This window comes from Lichenifustis flavocetrariae (assembly GCF_026130545.1).
GTDB lineage: Bacteria > Pseudomonadota > Alphaproteobacteria > Rhizobiales > Beijerinckiaceae > Lichenihabitans > Lichenihabitans flavocetrariae.
This window is the reverse complement of sequence record NZ_JAMOIM010000005.1, coordinates 236,824-256,695: the sequence shown is the minus strand read 5'-3', so window position 1 is coordinate 256,695 and position 19,872 is coordinate 236,824. Positions and strand designations below refer to the sequence as shown.

Genomic DNA, 19,872 nt, shown 5'->3' with positions numbered 1-19,872 from the left:
CGATGCGGCTCGACTGGATGCCGCGCGGCGGACCGCCAAGGCTGCCTTTCTCGCCCGTTACGTCAAGATGGAAGGGTGTGTCGGCCGTTTGCCAGCCCGCCACCTCCAGCCCGAAGGGTGTGCCACAGCCGAAACGCCCGTGCATCAGGAGGTGGTCGAAGGCTATGCGCGCACGTGGCTGGCGCGGCAATGCCCCCTTCGGCGGCTACAAGCATTCGGACAACGGCCGGAAATATGGGCGTGAAGGCATGGAAGATTATCTGGAAACCAAGGCCGTTCTCGGGTTTTACCGATAATTCCGCCCTGTCTGCCCCGGGCGGTTGTCGCGACGCGGAAATCCAGTCCTCTGAAGGGGAAAGCACCGTGGTCACATTCGTTTCGGAAAGCCAAACAGCCGCCTTCATCTCCCAGAAGGCGGCTTTCGGGCCCGTGCGCCAAGCCTTGATCGCGGCGGCTGGCCTTTCTGGAGGTTAAGTTCAAATGAGACCGGGCGCATCGTGCTTGGTCTTGGGACGTATCTCGGTCGAGAAGTCGCCTGCATATGAACAGGCGCGGAAAGTTCGGCGGGTTTGCACAGTCGCGTCTGCTTAAAGCCGGCGACGTTCCATTAATCCAGCCGCAGAACCTGTGCGGAGAACTCGAGCCACTTCCGGGCGACCCCCGAGGCGATGCTGCCGATCGCGTACATTTGGAATTTGGAAAGCATCTCGAATATCAATTGTTCCCTGATCCATCCGTCGAAGTCGAATCGCCGGAGAGTGTACGCGATTTTCATATATCAAGTGGATTGTCCTGCTGACGTTTTCTCTTTTGAGCAGAGCGGCCTACCTGTCGTTTTCTTAACCCTGAATCAGACTCGAAAGAAAGCGGCTGTTATTGCGGAATTAGACGCCACCGATCCGTTGCTGCCCCAGAGGTCAAAAATGCTGTTTTCTAATATTGGAATTGGGCGCAAACTGGCGCTATCCTTCGCTGGCGTGCTTTTGGTTCTGATGGTGCTTAGCGGTGTCGTCATCAAAAGCCTCAACGACGTCGATTCCGCTACCTTCTGGAATACGCATACCTATGAAGTGCTTGAGCGGGTGAGCCAAGCCATGGCTGGCATGATCGACCAGGAGACCGGGGTCCGAGGCTTTCTAGTCTCCGGCGATCAGAAGTTTCTCGAACCCTACCAAGACGGTCAGGAACATTTCGCACAGGCTTTCGACGCCCTGAAGCAGCTGACATCGGACAATCCTGTGCAGCAAAAGCGGCTCGATCAGATCAAGACGTTTTCCGAAGCCTGGAAAACACAGGTTGCGGAGCCGGAAATCAGGCTTGCACGTGACCCGGCAACCCGGGATCAAGCGCGCGCCATGGAGGCGTCTGGCGCGGGCAAGACCGCCATGGACAGCATACGAAGCCTGATGCACGAGACCGATGCGATGGAACGGGGGCTTCTCACAGCCCGCACAGCCGCCAAAGACTGGGCCTCCGCATTGGCACGATGGTCGATGATCGTCGGCACCGTCTTTGGCGCCTTCCTTGCCGTTAGCTTCGGCTGGCTGCTAACCCGCACAATTGCCACCCCGATCTCGACACTGACCCGGACCATGGGTCGGTTGGCGGCCGGAGACCTCGACGTTTCTGTGGAAGGAACAGACCGCAAGGATGAAGTCGGCGCGATGGCCGGCGCCGTCCGGGTCTTCAAGGACAATGGGCTCAAGCTCAAGGCCGCTGAAGCGGCTGCTGAACAGACGCGTCATATGGCCGAACAGGTGCTGGCCAAGACGGAAGCCGAGCGTGCCAAGGCGGCTGCGGAACAAGCGTTGGTCGTGGGCGCCGTTGCGACCGGCCTCGAGCGTCTTTCCACCGGACAACTCACGTACCGGATCGAAGACCGCTTCGCCGCCGATTATGAGAAGCTCCGGGTCGACTTCAACGGCGCTCTGTCGAAGCTCGAAGAAACAGTGACGATCGTGGCCCGGAACACGCACGCGATGCGCTCCGGCGCCACGGAGATCTCGACAGCGTCGGATGATTTGGCGCGCCGCACCGAACAGCAGGCCGCAAGCCTTGAAGAGACGGCCGCGGCTCTGGACGAGATCACCGCCACAGTGAGGAAGACCTCGGAAGGATCGATCCATGCCCGTGAGGTGGTGGCTACCACCAAATCGGACGCGGAAGCTTCCGGCAAGGTGGTGGACAACGCCGTCATGGCGATGAGCGCCATTGAGAAATCTTCACAGCAGGTCACGCAAATCATCGGCGTCATCGACGAGATCGCGTTTCAGACCAACCTGCTTGCCTTGAACGCAGGCGTGGAGGCGGCGCGGGCCGGTGAAGCGGGACGTGGCTTCGCCGTGGTTGCCTCGGAGGTTCGCGCGCTTGCGCAACGCTCGGCCGAGGCCGCCAAGGAAATCAAGGCGCTGATCGCGACATCCAGTCAGCAGGTGAGCGCGGGCGTCGGGCTCGTGAATAGAACAGGCGAGGCTCTGAAGAGGATCGTCGGACAAGTGGCTGAAATCGACAATGTCGTGAGCGACATTGCCACCAGCACCCAAGAACAGGCGACGGCGTTGCATCAGGTCAATACGGCGATCAACCAGATGGACCAAGTCACGCAGCAGAACGCCGCCATGGTCGAGCAATCGACGGCCGCAAGCCATTCGTTGGCCAAGGAAGCAGGGGAACTGGCGCAACTGGTTGGCCGCTTCGAGATCACCGAAGGAAGATCGTCCGAATACCGCGGCACCTCTCGCTCAGGTGCGACGGCGGCTCGCCTGAAGGTGGCCGCCGCGGGAGGCGCTGCCCGCAAGCATGAGGCTGTTCCGGCAGGCGACAGCTGGGAGGAATTCTAAACTCGGCCACGACCGCATCGACGGGTGCTGAAGGATAACGGGGGTCGGACCTTATGCCGGCCCTGGATAGCGCGAGCCGGTTCGAGAGCACCACAAACCAGACCTTTTTCTGATGACAGACCCCTTTCAGTCGGCACATCGAACGGCGTGATTGGATGGCCTTAAGACCGTCGGGTTCAGGGGATTTGAAAGCGAAATCAGATCTTCGTGGTGTGCTCCGCGGGGGTGCAGGACGTCGAACCATGGTACGTGTTCGCCATGCCATCGATCCCGTTGCCGTTCGTCGTCTCGTTCGTCCTCTGCCTGGTCCTCGTCAGGATGGGGCGGCAGGATAGGGAGACGTTTGGTCTCTTCGGCTGGCTCGTGGCGGTCTCGGCCGTCCAGGCGTTCCTATCGGGTCTGCACTGGAGCGTTGGGTGGCAGTCGACACGGCTCATCCAGCCGGTCGTCGCCGCCGTCCTGCCTGCGCTGGCCTTCATGGCCTTCAAGGAGCTTCGTCGCGGAGAAGCGGCGACGCCGTCCGTACTCTTGCTCCATCTCGTCCCGGCGGCGTTTGTCCTCGCTCTTGTCGCCCTATGGCGGTCTCCGATCGATATCGTACTCTTTGCGATCTATCTCGGATACGGGGTTGCGCTTCTTCATTCCGCCAAGTGGGGTCCGGACGGCCTCTCTGCGACGCGCCTCGGAGATAGCACAACCGCCCACAAGGCGCTGGTCGCAGTCGCCCTGCTGCTCATTCTGACAGCTTTCGTCGATGCCGGCGTGTCACTCGCCCTCGCCTTCGGTGATGCTCGGCAGACGACAGCGATCCTGACCGTAGCGAGCGTTCTGTGGCTGGCCGCTGCCGGATACGCTGCGACGTTGGCCGATGCGAGCCGACCGGAGACCGAACTGATCCTGGACAGCCTCATGTCAGGCGTTTCGGAAGTTGCCCCGGCTTCGCACCCATCGCAGGATGCAGGCGCTACAATCGCTCCGTCCTTCGCACAAGTGGGTTTGGACGAGGATACGTCGATCCTTCGCCGGATCGACGTGTTGATGTCCGAACACCTCCTATATCGCGATCCGGATCTGACCTTGGAGCGACTGGCGCGCCGTGCCGGCATTCCCGCAAGGAGAATCTCGGGCGCCATCAACCGCGTCCATGGCCGCAACGTCTCGCAGTTCATCAACGAGTACCGGATCGATGATGCCAGGACGCGTCTCCTGGCGACTGTCGATCCGATCACCTCGATCATGATGGAGGCTGGTTTCGGCACGAAGTCGAACTTCCACCGCGAGTTTCAAAGGGTGACCGGCATGACGCCGAGCGCGTATCGACGCTTAGGGGGCGAGGCTCCAGCTGTCTCGATTGCGCGGCGGGCGAGCCCCGCATCCTGACTCCATTCCCGAAGGCGGGACTTGGTATCCGACCGTTCTCAATCATGATCCGGGACGTCCAGGAACACGTTCGAGGACGCGTCCGGCGAGTTTGACGATCATCCCTTCTCCTGTGAACCAAACCCGCATCCGGAAGATCGCGGCGGGTTGCGTTCGACGACGACCGCGGATCGGAGGGCAACGCGATGGGATTTCGAAAGCTGGTCCTGGCGGCGTTCGGGAGCATCGCGCTTCTGGCATCAAGCGCGCCTCAGGCTGAGACCGCCAAGAGGGGTGTGGGCGTCTACAGGCGAGAGGTCCCCTCAGCAGAGCGCGGACGCCCTCTCGATGTCACCGTCTGGTACCCGGCGGCTCCCGGCGGTGAGGAGATCGTCTTGGGAGACACTCCGTTTTTCCGCGGCACCTCGGCCCGATTGGACGCGCCGATCGCGGATGGCCGCTTCCCGCTTGTGCTTCTGTCGCATGGGGCAGGGCTTGCAGGAAGCGCCGAGGCGCTGAGCTGGATCGCAGCGCCCTTGGCGCAACGTGGCTTCATTGTGGCGGCTCCGACCCATCCCGGGAACGGAGGTCAAAACCGATCCGCCGCCGAGACCATGAAGCTCTGGCTCCGCCCGGCCGATATCACGCTGACCCTGGATGCGATGGGGCGAACCAGCCTCTTCGAGCGGCATCTTGCGCCGAACCAGATCGGCGTCCTCGGGCTTTCCATGGGCGGCGGTACCGCGCTGGCGTTGGCAGGGGCCCGCTTCGACCCGCAGCTCCTGGCGGCCTACTGCGATGTGGATGCCCGCAATCCATCTCTCTGCAGCTGGGTTCGGCAGAGCGGCGTCGATCTCCACACCATGGACATGCACGATGCCGGTCGCGACCATCGCGATGAGCGTATCAGATTTGCCATCGCGATCGATCCGGCCCCGGCGGATGTCTTCGACAAGAGCTCGCTGTCGAAGATCGGCATCCCCGTCGATCTGGTGAACCTTGGGCGGCCGGGTGAAATCCCCGTGACGGCGCAAGCCGCCGATGTCGCAAAGGCAATCACGAGGTCCCAGTACGCTGTGATCAAGGATGCCAGCCACTTCAGCATGTTCGGCGAGTGCAAGCCCGGTGCCGCCGAAGCCGCCGCGTCGGAAGGTATCGAAGAGCCGATCTGTTCGGACGGCGCGGGACCGTCGCGTCGGGCGATCCATGCGCAATTGGTCGACATGGTCGAAGCGACCATCCGCCGGAGCCTGGTAACGATCGTCAGATGAAGGGATGGCATCGCCTCAGGGCCACGGTTCTGTCGCGCTTATCAGACAGCGAACATTAGTGAGTCCGGACGCCCAGTAGGGGCTCACGGAAGCACGGCTGCTGGACGTGGAGCAAGACGGTCCGAGGCTACGGCAGCTATTGCCGCGCCGAGGCCCGCCACCGGACTATTGAGCATGCACCCTTCCGTAAGCGCCAGGTCGCAGGCGCCAGCCATCAAGGCCTGTGCCAGCGCGACCCGTGCGGCCCCAGCTCGAATTGCATGTTGATGGTGGCCGGAGAGACCCTGTCCGAGTACCTGACCGACATGAACAGGAACGACCTCGTCGTCGCGGTCGACCTCCGCAGCCGCACGCCGCCGCTCGCCTCGCTCTGGAAGCGGCGAAGACCAGCGACAATCGCATCCTTCTGATCAGCGATCCCACCTGCGGCGCATTCAAGGACCTCGCGACCTGGACGATCGTTTGCGAGGGCCGCAGCACCTGGGCCTTCGACAGCGACATCAGCGCGATGAGAATCATCCATCTGCTCGGCTTCTGCGTCGCTGGTCAGCTGGCGCGCGCTGGCCGCGAGCGCATGCGCGCTGTCGGAGCCATGCGAGACCCGGCGCACGTGTTGGAGCGGAGCGCTCCCGAGACATTCATGGTGTTGGGTTCGATCGCGTGGACCTCACCGCGTCCAGCTGCGTGCCGACCGCGTCTGTGCAGAATTCTCACCATACGCGTTTCACAAGTTGATGTGTCGTGGCATTCCCGAGAGGGTGCAGGCTGTTCTCGATCGGAGTGTCCCATGCAGGTGTCGGCTATGTCGCTGAGAGCGAAGATCCAATACGTCAAAACATCCAAGCGCGACGCCGAGGTCGACAACGTCGCCATCGAGGGCACGGTCAAGGAGGTTCTTGCCGCCGTCCGCGCGCGGGGCGACGCGGCCGTTCGCGAGTATTCAAAGGTTTTCGACAAGTCCGACGTGCCCGAGTTCGAGGTGTCCATGGCCGACCGCCATGCGGCGCTGGAGGCCCTTGACCCGCAAACCCGCCGGGACACCGAGTTCGCCATCGCCCGCGTGCGTGCCTTTGCGGAGGCGCAGCTCGCCACGATGCTGCCGCTCGAGATCGAGGCGCTGCCGGGCCTGAACCTCGGCCATCGGGTGATCCCGATCGAGACGATCGGCGCCTATGTGCCCGGCGGCCGCTACCCGATCCTCTCGGCGCCCGTGATGACTATCGTTCCGGCCAAGGTCGCAGGATGCGACACGGTGATCGCCTGTCTACCCCCGGGCGCCCACTCGGCCATGATCGCCGGCTGCCACTTGGCCGGCGCCGACCGCATCTTCCGGATCGGCGGCGCGCAGGCGATCGCCGCGATGGCCTTCGGCACAGAGAGCGTCCCGGCTGTCGACAAGATCGCCGGCCCGGGCAACGCCTATGTGAACGAAGCGAAGCGGCAGGTCTTCGGCCCCGTCGGCATCGACCAGTTGGCCGGTCCGAGCGAGATTTTCGTGGTCGCCGACGAGACCGGCGACCCGGAGATGATCGCGACCGACCTCTTGGCCCAGGCCGAACACGACGTGCGGACCCGGGTCGGGCTCATCACGACCGACCGCGCCCTGGCGGAGGCTACGCTCGTGGAGGTCGAACGTCAGCTCAAGACCCTGTCGACCGCCAACGTCGCAGGCGAAGCCTGGCGCGATTACGGAGAGATCGTGGTCTGCGCCGACGAGCAGGCCATGATCGGCTACTCGGATTTCATCGCGGCCGAGCATCTGCAGGTTCACACCCGCGATCCGCACGCCACGGCCAAGGTCCTGCGCAACTACGGTTCGCTGTTCATCGGCCCGCTCTCCAGTGTGGTCTACTCCGACAAGTGCTGCGGCACGAACCACACGCTCCCCACCATGGCGGCCGGCCGCTACACGGGGGGCCTCTGGGTCGGATCCTACGTGAAGATCTGCACCCATCTGTGGCTCGACGAGCGCGGCGTGGCCGCGGTTGCGCCCCCAGCGATCAGGCAGAGCGCGACGGAGGGCATGGAAGGGCATCGCCGCGCCGCCGCCTTCCGGCTCAGCAAAGGGCAGTTGCTCGCTGACTGACCCGGATGGCTCAAGCCGCGGCGGCGATCATCGCGGATGAGGCATCGGATCCGGGGCCTGTATCCCGCGCCCCAGCTCCCGACGAGTTCCGAGGATTTTGCAAAGCAATGCAACGCAATTGCCGTCTTGCGGCATGGTGGCGACCTGCCGCACATCTATGGGATGCTGAGCTTCAGGGTCGACCTCCACCCGTGCTCGCCTTTGGAGACGTGCCCCATGACGGTCCATACACGCGTTCGACCTTTCAACACAAAGGACACCTATCCCGAGCAGAAGCTCGACAACGACTTGTGCCAGACCGTGGTGGCGCGGGGCACCATGGTGTTCGTGCGCGGCCAGATCGGGCAGGACCTCGACACGGCCGCAAGCGTGGCGATCGGCGATGCCGCGGGGCAGACCGAGCGGGCGATGTCCAACATCGCCACACTGCTGAGGGAAGCCGGCTCCGAGCTTGAGCACATCTGCAAAATCACGATCTATATCGTCGACCCGCGCTACCGGGAGGCGGTCTATCGCGTCGTTGGCAAGTGGTTGAAGGGCGTGTTCCCGGTCTCGACCGGCATCGTGGTCTCGGCCCTCGCCCGGCCGGAATGGCTGGTCGAGGTCGACGCGATCGCGGTCATACCCGAGGCCCGTCCATGACATTCTCGATCGTTGCGCGCTGTGCCGAGACAGGTTGGTTTGGAATGGCGGTCGCGTCATCGTCGCCTGCGGTGGCAGCCCGTTGCGCCCATGCGCGGGCGGGCGTCGGGGCGGTGGCGAGCCAGAACATCACCGACCCGGCGCTTGGCCCCCGTGTGCTCGACCTGATGGCACTCGGGGCGAGTGCCGAGCAGGCGATTGCGGCCTTGCGCGGCTCGACGGAGCACATGGACTATCGGCAGGTGCTGGCGGTCGACAACCGTGGGCGGACCGCGACCCATTCCGGACCGCGGGCGCTTGGGGTGTGGGCGAGCGCCGAAGGCGAAAACGTCGCTTGCGGCGGCAACCTCCTGGCGGACCCGCAGGTGCCGGCCGCCATGGTGGAGAGCTTCGAGGCCTCGCAGGGCCACCTGGGCGATCGCCTGCTTCTCGCCATGCGGGCGGGCCTCGCCCGCGGCGGCGAAGCCGGGCCGATCCATTCGGCGGGTCTGAAACTCGTCGATGCCGTGTCCTGGCCCGTGGCGGATCTGCGGGTGGACTGGACGCAGGATTGCCCGATTGCTGGTGTCGAGGCGCTCTGGGCTCTGTACCAGCCTCAACTCGACGCCTATGTGATCCGCGCTCTTCATCCGACGGGTGCGCCGAGCTACGGGGTGCCGGGAGATCTGTAATTCGGCGCCAGGCCTGCCGCCTCGGAAATACCGACGCGCGGTTTCGGTTAACCCTGCTTTCCGGGCTGGCCGCATCCGCTACGCTGGTGGCAGATCAGGCGCCCTGGCCCTCATCCGGCACGGTCTGTCTTCCGGACCCGCGGGCGTCCCGGATCGCTCAGGAAGGAAGTCTCACCAATGTCAGTCGACAAGATCAACACGCTCGTGGTCGGCGCCGGCCAGGCGGGACTGGCCATGAGCGAGCATCTTCGGGCGCATGGCCTGCCGCACCTCGTGCTCGAACGCGCCCGCATCGCCGAGCGCTGGCGCTCGGGCCGTTGGGACTCGCTTGTAGCCAACGGCCCGGCCTGGCACGACCGCTTTCCCGGCATGGTCTTCGCCGACGCCCATCCCGACAGTTTCGTGACAAAGGAGCAGGTCGCCGACTATTTCGTCGATTATGCAAAGATGATTGAGGCACCGGTCCGCTGCGGTGTCGAAGTGCGCAAGGTGCATCGTCGGCCCGGCTGTCCGGGCTTCATGGTCGAGACATCTCAAGGCATTGTCGAGGCGCTCAACGTGGTGGCCGCGACGGGTCCTTTCCAGAACCCCGTCCGGCCTGCGGTCGTGCCGGATGCGGCCGGCCTCACGCAGCTGCATTCGGCCGACTACCGCAATCCGAAGCAGCTCCCGGCCGGCGCCGTCCTGGTCGTCGGGGCGGGCTCGTCGGGCGTGCAAATCGCCGATGAGCTGCTGCGCGCAGGCCGACGCGTCTACTTGTCGGTTGGACCGCACGGGCGTCCACCCCGCGCCTACCGGGGCCGGGATTTCTGCTGGTGGCTCGGCGTGCTCGGCAAGTGGGATCTCGAGTCGCCGGGTCCGAACATGCAGCATGTCACGATCGCGGTGAGTGGTGCCCACGGCGGCGAAACGATCGACTTTCGGCGGCTCGCGGCCGCCGGCATTGTGTTGCTCGGGCGCACGGAAACGTACCATGGCGGCTTGCTGACCTTTGCGGGCGATCTCCGCGAGAACATCGCTGGGGGCGACGCCAACTACCTGGGACTGCTCGACGAGGCCGACGCCTATGTGGCCCGCAACGGCCTTGATCTGCCCCCCGACCCCGAGGCTCGGGTGATCGGGCCCGACCCGGACTGCCTCACCCACCTGATCCGAACGCTCGATCCTCGGCAGACCGGCATCACGTCGATCCTTTGGGCCACCGGCTACTCGGTCGACTACAATTGGCTCCCTCCCGAAGTGCTTGACCAAAACGGCTTGCCGAAGCAGACGCGCGGCGTCGGATCGGAGCCCGGCATCTTCTTCCTGGGCCTACCCTGGCAGACGCGCCGCGGCTCGAGTTTCATCTGGGGTGTCTGGCACGATGCCAAGTACCTGGCCGATCGCATCGCAACCCAGGCCAAGTACCTAGCCTATGAGCCACCTCCGTTGTCCCAACCCGTCGACAAGGTCGCTTGAACACCTCCTCCCGTAGACGAGAACGCATGACCACGCTCGAGCTCCTCGATCGCCTCGTGGCGTTTCCCACCGTCAGCCGCGACCCCAATCGCGCGCTGATCGAGTTCGTCAGGCACTATCTCGCCGCACGCGGCGTGCAAGCGGAGCTGTTCGAGGCGGAGGCCGGACGCAAGGCCAACCTGTTCGCAACCGTTGGCCCCGCCGACATACCCGGCATCCTGCTGTCCGGCCACACGGATGTGGTGCCGGTCGACGGCCAGCCCTGGACCACCGATCCGTTCCGCCTGACGCTAGATGACGGGCGGGCCTTCGGGCGTGGGACGACTGATATGAAGGGCTTCCTGGCAGCTGCCCTGCGACTTGTCGATCACGCCGCCCAGGCGACGTTGCGCACGCCCATCCACCTCGCCTTCAGCCATGACGAGGAGACAGGTTGCGTCGGGGTCAGGCCGATGCTCGCAAGTCTTGCGGCGCGCGGTTTGCAGCCCCGGTTGGCCATCGTGGGGGAGCCCACGTCCATGCGGATCGCGACGGGTCACAAAGGCAAGATCGGCGCACGGGCAACCTGCTGCGGCGTCGCAGCCCATTCGGCGCTTGCGCCGCGCGCGCTCAACGCCATCCACCTCGCCTGCGATTTCGTGGCGGCCGTGCGCACGCGGCAAGACGATCTCGCGCGGGAAGGTGCGCGCGACCCGGACTACGATGTCCCCTATTCGACCCTCCACGTGGGTCGCATCGCCGGCGGCACGGCGCTCAACATCGTCCCGGACCGGTGCACGATCGATTTCGAGATCCGCAATATCGCGGAGGACGACAGCGAGGCCATTCTGGGCGGGCTGATGGATGCGGCCGCGGCGATCTCCGACCGGAACCGGCGGGCATTCCCCCAGGCCGACATCCGCATTGAGGTGTTCAATCGATATCCAGGTCTCGCCACTCCACCGGACGCCGAGGTGGTGCGCTTCGTCGAAGGTCTCGTGGACGAGCCCGAGACCAGCAAGGTTGCGTTCGGCACCGAAGGGGGGCTGTTCACGGAACAGCTCGGCGTACCGGTCGTGGTCTGCGGTCCGGGTTCGATGGACCAGGGTCATAAGGCCGACGAGTTCATCGCGCTCGATCAGCTCGAGGCCTGCGATCGAATGATGGAGCGACTGCTCAAACGCTGCCTTTGAGCCTCGCTCGGGCACTGTGGTCGACCCTGCCCAGAGACGCCCGTCGCGACAGAACGGGTGAGACCGTGTAAAGCCAGCCTTGAGGGGCCCCTCGGCCCGAGCGTTGGCGGGGCGTACCGGCCGATGGAGATCAGGGCCTCGTGCGTTTCACTCTACGTCAGCTCGAGTATTTCATCGCAGCTGGCGAAACGGGCAGCATCACGTTGGGGTCCGAGCGTGTCCACATCTCGCAGCCGTCGATTTCGGCCGCGATCTCGCATCTCGAACAGGAGTTCGGCGTCCAGCTCTTCATCCGCCATCACGCGCAAGGGCTGTCCCTCACGCCGACCGGACGAAGCATGTTGTTCGAGGCCAAGAAGGTCATCGCCCAGGTGGAGGGGCTCTATACTTGCGCCTCCGAGGCGCACGGGCAGATCCGCGGCACGTTGTCGTTCGGCTGCATGGTGACGCTTGCCCCGATGCTGGCGCCAGAACTGGCGCATGCCTTTACCCAGTCGTTTCCGGCGACACGGGTCCGGCATGTTGAAGGCAATCAAGAAGAGCTTCTATCAGGGCTTCGGCGGTCCCAGATCGACATTGCCCTGACCTACGATCTGCAGTTGCCGACCGACATCGACTTTCGTCCGCTCGCCCGGCTGCCGCCCCATGTTCTGCTGAGCGACGGCCACCCGCTTGCGCGCCACTCGGCCCTGACCCTCAAGGAGCTCGAGGCCGAACCGCTGATCCTTCTCGACCTGCCGCTCAGCCGCGAGTATTTTCTGAGCCTGTTCATCAAGGAGGGGCTCAGCCCCAATATCGTGACACGTTCGGCGCACCAGGAGGTGATACGGACCATGGTGGCGAACGGTTATGGCTACACGCTGTTCAATGTCCGGCCGCGGTCGGATGTCGCCCTCGATGGCCGCAAGGTGGTTCGGGTGCGCTTGGCCGGGACACATCGCCCGATGATCGTTGGCTCCGCCACCCTGAAAGCGTTGGAGCAGACCCAACTCGTACGCGCCTTTGCGACCCACTGCGAATCCTTCGTTTCGGACAGCTACATCTCGGGTATGGTGGCCCCCCAATACGAGGCGCGTCCGGCGAGTGGCTGAGCGACCCTGGCCGCCGGACGCAAAAGCCTTCGGGAGCACGTGACAGCCAGGCTGAGATCTTCGAAAGGGCCAACGGCGTCTTGCGTTTAAAACATAGGCTTGTCGCCCAGCATCTCAACAATCGCCTGCTGATCCTGCACCCTTTCGGAGCATCCCGGCGCTCGGACGCCAGCTTCGGAATATCCGAGGTCGAGCACCATAAAAGCTGGACTTGACCGTGATCCGTCGAGGTTTGTTTAGTGGCCTGGGTCCGCCATGGGCGGTGCCAGCCGAACTTCCGCAGCCAGGGGCGTTTCGATGAGTGCAACCGAACCGCCCGCATCGCCCTGGCCCTCTCGCCCCGTGATCCGTCGCACGTGTGGCCGGGCCGGGTTCGTTCCGCCCTTCGCCGGGCAGCGCGGCTTCAGGCGTCATTGATGGCTGGCGGGCAAGCGTCAGTGGACCAACGGCTCCCGGCTTCCAAGCCGCTCGTGACGTTCTCGAACATCGACAAGACCTATGATGGGGAGACCTTCGTCACCCGGAACCTCAATTTCACGATCCAGGAAGGGGAATTTCTCTCACTTCTCGGGCCGTCGGGGTCGGGCAAGACCACGACTCTCATGATGCTCGCAGGCTTCGAAGCGCCGAGCGGCGGCACGGTCTACCTCGGCCAGAGTCGGTTGAACGAGACGCCGCCGCACCGACGCAACATCGGCATGGTGTTTCAAAACTACGCGCTGTTCCCGAACATGACGGTGGCCGAAAACATTGCCTTTCCCTTGTCTGTCCGGCGGGTGCCGAAATCCGAGCAGCGCAGCCGCGTCGAGCGGGCGCTCGGCATGATCGAGCTTGTGCATGTGGCCGGGCGCCGTCCGGCCCAGCTATCTGGTGGACAGCAGCAGCGTGTGGCCCTAGCCCGGGCGCTGGTCTTCGAACCCAAGCTTGTTTTGATGGACGAGCCGCTCGGAGCGCTCGACAAGAACCTGCGCGAAACCATGCAGTACGAGATCAAGCGCATCCATGAGCGCTTGGGTGTCACGGTGGTGTATGTGACCCATGATCAGTCCGAAGCCCTGACGATGTCGGACCGTGTCGCGGTGTTCCACCACGGCCGAATCCAGCAGATCGCAACGCCGAAAATTCTCTACGAGGATCCGGCTAACGCCTTCGTGGCCAACTTCATTGGCGAGAACAACGGTCTGCCCGGCACGGTGACGGCCCGCGACGCGCGCTTCGCCACCCTCGCGCTGACGCCCGAGCTGTCGATCCGAGGCCGCGCGGGCGAAGGGGTGGCGATCGGCACGGCGGCGACTCTCGCGCTGCGTCCTGAGAATGTATCGCTCGACGACGAGACAGGGGGTGAAAACAACCATCTCCGTGGAAGCATCGACGAGGTGATCTACTGCGGGGACCATTGGCGATTGCACTTGACGGCGGCGGACCGTGCCGGCTTCGTCATCAAGGTCCCGAATAAGACCGCTATGGCGCCGCCTCAGCCCGGGATGGTCGCGACAATGTCCTGGAGCCCCGACGACTGCAAGATTGTTGCAGCGGACGGTGCCTGACAACCTGTGTTCACCAGTTTCGAGGAGGTCGCAAATGTTCAATGTCCTTAAATCGAGCCGCCGCATGCTTCTGATGGCGACGGGCGTTATGGCGCTCGCGGCACCGGCCGTTGCGGCCGACACGTTGACGGTCGTGACCTTCGGCGGCAGTTTCGAAAGTGCCGTCGACAAGGCTTTCTTTGTACCCTTTACGGCCAAGACAGGGACCAACATCGTCAAGGAAGACTACGATGGCGGTCTCGCCAAGCTGCGCGGCATGGTCGAGGCCGGCAACACGACATGGGACCTGATCGACATGGAGACGAACGACGCCATCGCGGGCTGCGACGAGGGTCTCCTGCAAAAGCTCGATCCGAAGCTGCTCGGCGACACGTCCGATTTCATCCCTGGCGCGGTCTTGCCATGTGCGGTTGCGTCAATGGTCTGGTCGACCATTTACGCCTACGATACGACCCGTTTGACGACCGCGCCCACCACGATCGGCGACTTCTTCGACGTCACCAAGTTCCCGGGCAAGCGCGGCATGCGCAAGAGTCCAAAGGTCGCGCTCGAGTGGGCGCTGATCGCGGACGGTGTGCCGGTCAAGGACGTCTACAAGGTTCTAGGCACGCCGGAAGGGCTCGACCGCGCCTTCAAAAAGCTGTCGACCATCAAGAGCCAGGTGGTCTTCTGGGACGCAGGCGCCCAGGCGGCCCAGCTCCTTGCCGACGGAGCCGTCTCAATGACAATGGCCTACAACGGCCGCATCCGGGTCGCACAGCAGCAGGACAAGCGTCCCTTTGCGATCGTGTGGGATGGGCAGGTCTACGATTACGAGTGGTGGGCCATTCCGAAGGGCGCGAAGGACACTGACGCGGCCAAGCAGTTCGTCAGCTACGCGTCGGGGCCCGACACGATCTGGAAGCTGTCAAATTACATCGCCTATGCGCCACCGCGAAAGTCGGCCGTGCCTCAGGTCGACAAGGCCGTGCTGCCCTACCTGCCGCTCGCTCCAGACAACTTCAAGAACGGGCTGCAGATCGACGCGCAGTTCTGGGCGGACAATTTCGACAGCATCAACAATCGTTTCACGACGTGGCTGAGCCAATAGTGGCGGGTGGCGGCCCGGTTCGCCGAGCGCTGCCTGTTGGGCCATGACACTGACCGGACGTCGCGGCATCGCGACGCCCACCATTGGTTGACCAGGGGATGCACGGTTTGTCAGCATGAGCGCCAGGGAGGCAACCGCACTTGATGGCGTAAGGAGCCGGACGGTTGATCCGCGGGCCGGCTACCGGGCCGCGCAACGACGCGAGTCCATGCGGGCGTTCCTGCTCGCCGTTCCGCTGCTGATCTTTCTTGCGATGACCTTCATTGTGCCGATCGGCAAGCTCTTGATCATGAGCGTCAAGACCGACGAGGTGGCGAACGCCGTGCCGAAAACTGCCGCTCTGCTGGCCAGATGGCCGGGACCGCCGGCCTTGCCGTCGCGGCAAACGTTCGAGGCCCTGGCGGCCGACCTGCAGGCCGCGCAGGACGGGGGAACGCTTGCGTCTGCGGCCCGACGGCTCAACACCTATGAGCCGGGCTTCCGCTCGCTGCTGTTGAAGACGGTGCGGCAAATGCCGATCGCCGAGGGCGAGCAGGCCGACGAGGCTCTGCTCCGGATCGACCGGCGCTGGGGCGAACCCGAAACATGGCGGCTCCTTGGACGGGCCGCCCACCGCTGGACGCCCGATTTCCTGTTGACCGCGATGGATCACAGGGTCGGTGTTAGCGGAGCGATCGAGCCCGTCGAACCCTCGCAGGCCATCTACGTCGGCGCGTTCGTGCGGACCTTCGCGATCAGCGCCTCCGTGGCCTTGATCTGCCTCGTGCTCGGCTACCCGGTCGCCTTTTTGCTGGCCACGCTGCCGGCACGGCAAAGCAATTTCCTGATGATCTTCGTCATAGTGCCGTTCTGGACCTCGCTGCTGGTGCGGACCACGGCGTGGTACGTGCTCCTGCAGCCGAATGGCGTCTTCAACGCCCTTCTGATACGCAGCGGTCTGACGACGGCACCCATGGCGTTGATGTTCAATCGCACGGGCGTGCTGATTGGCATGACCCACGTGCTACTTCCCTTCATGATCCTCGCCAACTACGCGGTGATGCGGGGCATCTCGCCGGCCTACCAACGCGCGGCGGTGTCGCTCGGGGCTCATCCGGCCCTCGCGTTCCTGCGCATCTACGTGCCCTTGACACTGCCCGGCATCGGGACGGGTGCATTCCTGGTCTTCGTGCTGGCGCTCGGCTACTACATCACGCCGGCGCTTCTCGGCGGCGCAGGCGACGAGATGATCAGCCAGCTCGTGGCGCTGCAGATGGATCGTCAGTTGAATTGGGGGCTGGCGGGGGCGCTGTCGGTCTACCTCGTGGTCTTCACGCTCGCTGTCTACGTGGTGTTCAACCGCCTGGTCGGCATCGACCGGCTGCGGCTCGGATGACATGGGAAACCATCAAACAATCACGTCCGGGCGGCGATCATGAGCACTGAGACCACCGCCGTCCTGTCCGAGCGGATCGCGCATCGCGGCGTTCGGGTGTTCTCTGCCGCCGTGCTGGTCTTTCTGGTCGCGCCGATCCTCATCATCGTTCCACTCTCGTTCAACCAGAGCAGCTACTTCTCCTACCCGCTGACCGGTCTGACGCTCGGCTGGTACGAGCTCGTTCTCGGATCGCCCGAATGGCGGATGGCTATTCTCAACAGCTTCGTGATCGGGCTCAGCGCTACGGCGATCGCGACTGCGTTGGGCACGCTGGCGGCGATCGGCATCAGTCGCCCGAGCTTCCCGCTGCGTGGCGTGATCGTGCCGATCCTGATCGCGCCGATGATCATCCCGATCGTCGTCGTCGCGGTGAGCCTCTACCTCGTTTTCGCGCCCCTCGGCCTGACCAACACGCATAGCGGGGTCATCCTGGCCCATGCGGCGCTCGGCACGCCCTTCGTGGTCATCACGGTGACGGCGCGTCTCATGGCCTTCGACACGACCCTGTCGCGTGCGGCCGCGAGCCTTGGGGCAACACCGTGGGAGGTGTTCCGGCGGGTGATGCTGCCCCAGATCCTGCCGGGCGTCGCAACGGGCAGTATCTTCGCCTTTGCGACCTCGTTCGACGAGGTCGTGGTGATCCTGTTCATCGGCGGCACGGAGCAGCGCACAATCCCGCGCCAGATGTGGGCCGGCATCCGCGACCAGATCAACCCGGGCATCCTGGCCATGGCCGGGCTATTGACGGTCTTTGCCGTGGTCCTGTTCCTCCTGATCGGCTGGCTGCAGGGCCGCTCCGGAGCTCCCGCCCGATAGCGGATTGCGAGGCGCCCGTTCTCCGCCGGGGCAGAAGGACGCCTCGACCGTGGCGCAACTATTCCGCGGCGAGCGCAAAGGAACGGTCGAAGCCGGTGGTGCGGTCGGCCAGGTAATGCATGAAATCGTAGATCGGACGCTCAAGGTAGGACAGGTGACCTGCCCGCGCCGTGGCGGCGTTGAGGCCGCGGAACACCTTCTCGGTGCAGCCGCGATCCTCGACGTTCACGTCATCGAGAAGTGTCTTCAGTGTCGCCACATATTCGTCGGCGCGCGGATCGGCCATGAACTCGGGCGACAGGCCGCCGCCAAAGATCATGGCGACCTGGCCGGTGCCCTTTGGGTGAAGCGAGAGGTACCAAAAATAACCGGGCGTGAGGGTGATCAGGTGGCTCGGATAAAGGGCGAGCAAGGCCGTCGTCTTGCGCCAGCGGCCCTCGAGCCGGGTGTTGGAGGGGTGCGCGTTGCCGATTGGCAGCGACGCCTCCTTGGTGATCCAATGATAGTTGAAGGCCGCGAGGCCGGGGGGGCACTCCATCTCGGACAGCTTGGAATGCCCGCCCACCGTGTCGGCATGGCACACCGGGAGGTGGTAACTCTCCATGAAATTCTCGGCCAGCACCTTCCAGTTGGTGTCCCACACGTGGGTCTCTCGGAAGCACTCGACGTAGTTCTCCATCCCGTAGTCCGACACCATGTCGGCCACGGGTGCGAGGGTCGTGGAAACGCTCGGGCGTTCCCGGTCGAGCGTGATATAGATCCAGCCGAGCCACTCCTCGCAGCGGATCGACGGCAGCACGTAGTCGTCCTTGCAGAACCCGGTGGTCGCCGTCATGAACGGCGCACCGCGGAGCCGGCCGTCGAGCCCATAGGTCCAGGCATGGTAGGGGCAGACGATCGCGCGCTTGTTGCCCGTGCCCTCGATCAGCGTCGACATGCGGTGCAGGCACACGTTCGAGAAGGCGCGAAGAGCGCCCGCTTGATCGCGCAACACCATCACGGGCTGGCCCGCGAGCTCATAGGTGAGATAGTCACCGGGTTGAGCCAGGCTGCTCGACCGGCCGACGCACATCCATTCCTTGGAGAAGATCGTCTCGATCTCCCGCGCCAGAAACGCGGTGCTCGTGTACACGCTCGGTGGCATGGCTTTGGCGTCGGGAAAGGGCCGTTGCGCCGCTTCGAGCAATTCGGCGCTTGGTTGAGCAGGCGACATCAGGGTCCTCTCTCGGCATCGGTGCCGCTATGTTTGGAACGAGCGGCTGGGCGAAGACTGAGCCAAATTCAAGAAAGCGCAAAACTCAAATAACCTTGCATGAGACCAGCAACGATATGCTTCGCTTCACACTTCGCCAGTGTACCTATTTTCGGACCGTGGCGACGCACGGCGGAATCGCTCAGGCGGCCCGTGTGCTCAACATCTCCCAGCCCTCTGTGGCGCAGGCTATCGAGAAGCTCGAGGACGTGACGGGACTGGTGCTGTTCGACCGGCACCATGCGCGCGGTCTGACGTTGACCATGCAGGGCCGCATCTTCCTCCAGCACGCCACGCGGCTCGAACAGCAGGCCGAGCAGGTGCAGCGCGAAGCGGCGGCGCTGGCGGCCGAGACCGCAGGCGAGATCCGCCTTGGAATCTTTGCAACATTGTCGCCCTTCTATTCCGCCGGCCTGATCCGCGGCTTTGCGGTTGCGGCCCCCGGTGTCGTGGTCCAGCCACGAGAGATGTCGCTTGCCGAACTCCCGGAGGCGGCCCGGACCGGTTCGATCGATGTCGCCGTGACCTACGATCGCGGGGCCGCACTGGACGGCTTGGCAGTCGCGACGCTCGCCGAGCTTCGGCCCATGGTGGTGCTGGCCGCCGATCATCCTCTTGCGAAGGGCCAATCGATCGCCTTGGCGGACTTGCGAGATGAGCGCTACGTGATGCTCGAAGGGCCTGGGAGCCGCGCCTACTTCGAGGAACTGCTCGCCGAACATGGCCTCGCACCAGCCATGTCTTATGTGTCGTCCTCTCTCGAAGCTGTGCGGAGCGCAGTTGCGGCGGGTTTCGGCTTCACGCTGCTGGTGATGCGACCACCGTCCTCCCTGACCTACGATGGTCGTGAGGTGAAAACCCTCACCATCAGCGACGACGTTCGCCCGCTCCGCATTGTGCTCGCTTCGCGTGACGTCGCCCATCCCGGACAGATCTTGCGGCAATTTACCGACCACGCCACGGCCTACTTCTCGGAAACCTGTGGTGATGTCGGGTCTCGGGCCCGCAAGAGCCTCGCCAACAAGCCAATAAGCCTAGGCCTATAACGAGGAACATTGTGCTTCATGTCGCCGGCGATTTGCCTCGTGCGCGCCCTTCTTCTTGTAGGGGTCTAGGTGGGGGCGGTGAAGAATTCGCATCGAAGGATGCCGGACCTTGCG

General features: G+C 64.1%; 17 protein-coding genes. 16 read left to right on the top strand and 1 reads right to left on the bottom strand.

The features are described 5' to 3' along the window. The first annotated feature begins 164 nt into the window (after window positions 1-164). The 15 genes from M8523_RS10360 (at window position 165) to M8523_RS10290 (ending at window position 17,460) form a co-directional block, all read left to right on the top strand. Window positions 165-296: an aldehyde dehydrogenase family protein gene (locus M8523_RS10360; protein WP_428350254.1), complete on the top strand. Its 132-nt coding sequence runs from the start codon at window positions 165-167 to the stop codon at window positions 294-296. Between the two features lie 627 nt (window positions 297-923). Continuing rightward, on the top strand, window positions 924-2,840 hold the full coding sequence (locus tag M8523_RS10355; protein WP_282584782.1) for a methyl-accepting chemotaxis protein: 1,917 nt from the start codon (window positions 924-926) through the stop codon (window positions 2,838-2,840). Window positions 2,841-3,098: 258 nt separating this feature from the next. Next, window positions 3,099-4,220, top strand: coding sequence for a helix-turn-helix domain-containing protein (locus M8523_RS10350; RefSeq protein WP_282584781.1), 1,122 nt, complete (start codon window positions 3,099-3,101; stop codon window positions 4,218-4,220). Window positions 4,221-4,405: 185 nt separating this feature from the next. Then, the gene (locus M8523_RS10345) at window positions 4,406-5,470 is read left to right on the top strand and encodes an alpha/beta hydrolase family protein (RefSeq protein WP_282584780.1); all 1,065 of its coding nucleotides are present in this window, start codon (window positions 4,406-4,408) and stop codon (window positions 5,468-5,470) included. A 260-nt stretch (window positions 5,471-5,730) separates the two neighbouring features. After that, on the top strand, window positions 5,731-5,880 hold the full coding sequence (locus M8523_RS10340; protein ID WP_282584779.1) for a hypothetical protein: 150 nt from the start codon (window positions 5,731-5,733) through the stop codon (window positions 5,878-5,880). A gap of 377 nt (window positions 5,881-6,257) precedes the next feature. Further along, window positions 6,258-7,556 (top strand): histidinol dehydrogenase, encoded by a 1,299-nt coding sequence (gene hisD, locus M8523_RS10335; protein ID WP_282584778.1) that lies wholly within the window; start codon window positions 6,258-6,260, stop codon window positions 7,554-7,556. Window positions 7,557-7,772: 216 nt separating this feature from the next. Further along, window positions 7,773-8,198, top strand: a complete 426-nt coding sequence (locus tag M8523_RS10330; protein WP_282584777.1) for a RidA family protein — start codon at window positions 7,773-7,775, stop codon at window positions 8,196-8,198. Continuing rightward, on the top strand, window positions 8,195-8,869 hold the full coding sequence (locus M8523_RS10325) for a DUF1028 domain-containing protein (protein ID WP_282584776.1): 675 nt from the start codon (window positions 8,195-8,197) through the stop codon (window positions 8,867-8,869). Before M8523_RS10330 ends, M8523_RS10325 begins: the two co-directional genes overlap by 4 nt. A gap of 177 nt (window positions 8,870-9,046) precedes the next feature. Further along, complete coding sequence (locus M8523_RS10320) at window positions 9,047-10,327, top strand: flavin-containing monooxygenase (protein WP_282584775.1); 1,281 nt, start codon at window positions 9,047-9,049, stop codon at window positions 10,325-10,327. Window positions 10,328-10,353: 26 nt separating this feature from the next. Continuing rightward, window positions 10,354-11,499, top strand: a complete 1,146-nt coding sequence (argE, locus tag M8523_RS10315; protein WP_282584774.1) for an acetylornithine deacetylase — start codon at window positions 10,354-10,356, stop codon at window positions 11,497-11,499. A gap of 140 nt (window positions 11,500-11,639) precedes the next feature. Next, the gene (locus tag M8523_RS10310) at window positions 11,640-12,590 is read left to right on the top strand and encodes a LysR family transcriptional regulator (protein WP_282584773.1); all 951 of its coding nucleotides are present in this window, start codon (window positions 11,640-11,642) and stop codon (window positions 12,588-12,590) included. A 416-nt stretch (window positions 12,591-13,006) separates the two neighbouring features. Beyond that, window positions 13,007-14,137 (top strand): ABC transporter ATP-binding protein, encoded by a 1,131-nt coding sequence (locus tag M8523_RS10305; protein ID WP_282584772.1) that lies wholly within the window; start codon window positions 13,007-13,009, stop codon window positions 14,135-14,137. Window positions 14,138-14,171: 34 nt separating this feature from the next. Beyond that, the gene (locus tag M8523_RS10300) at window positions 14,172-15,227 is read left to right on the top strand and encodes an extracellular solute-binding protein (RefSeq protein WP_282584771.1); all 1,056 of its coding nucleotides are present in this window, start codon (window positions 14,172-14,174) and stop codon (window positions 15,225-15,227) included. 115 nt (window positions 15,228-15,342) lie between these two features. After that, on the top strand, window positions 15,343-16,602 hold the full coding sequence (locus tag M8523_RS10295; RefSeq protein ID WP_282584770.1) for an ABC transporter permease: 1,260 nt from the start codon (window positions 15,343-15,345) through the stop codon (window positions 16,600-16,602). Between the two features lie 39 nt (window positions 16,603-16,641). Continuing rightward, on the top strand, window positions 16,642-17,460 hold the full coding sequence (locus M8523_RS10290; protein ID WP_282584769.1) for an ABC transporter permease: 819 nt from the start codon (window positions 16,642-16,644) through the stop codon (window positions 17,458-17,460). Window positions 17,461-17,518: 58 nt separating this feature from the next. On the opposite strand, the gene M8523_RS10285 is transcribed toward M8523_RS10290, so the two are convergent. Further along, complete coding sequence (locus tag M8523_RS10285; RefSeq protein WP_282584768.1) at window positions 17,519-18,673, bottom strand: aromatic ring-hydroxylating oxygenase subunit alpha; 1,155 nt, start codon at window positions 18,671-18,673, stop codon at window positions 17,519-17,521. Window positions 18,674-18,789: 116 nt separating this feature from the next. On the opposite strand from M8523_RS10285, the gene M8523_RS10280 reads away from it, so the two are divergent. After that, window positions 18,790-19,758 carry a LysR family transcriptional regulator gene (locus M8523_RS10280; RefSeq protein WP_282584767.1) on the top strand — a complete coding sequence of 323 codons (969 nt, stop codon included), beginning with the start codon at window positions 18,790-18,792 and terminating at the stop codon, window positions 19,756-19,758. Window positions 19,759-19,872 lie beyond the last annotated feature (114 nt).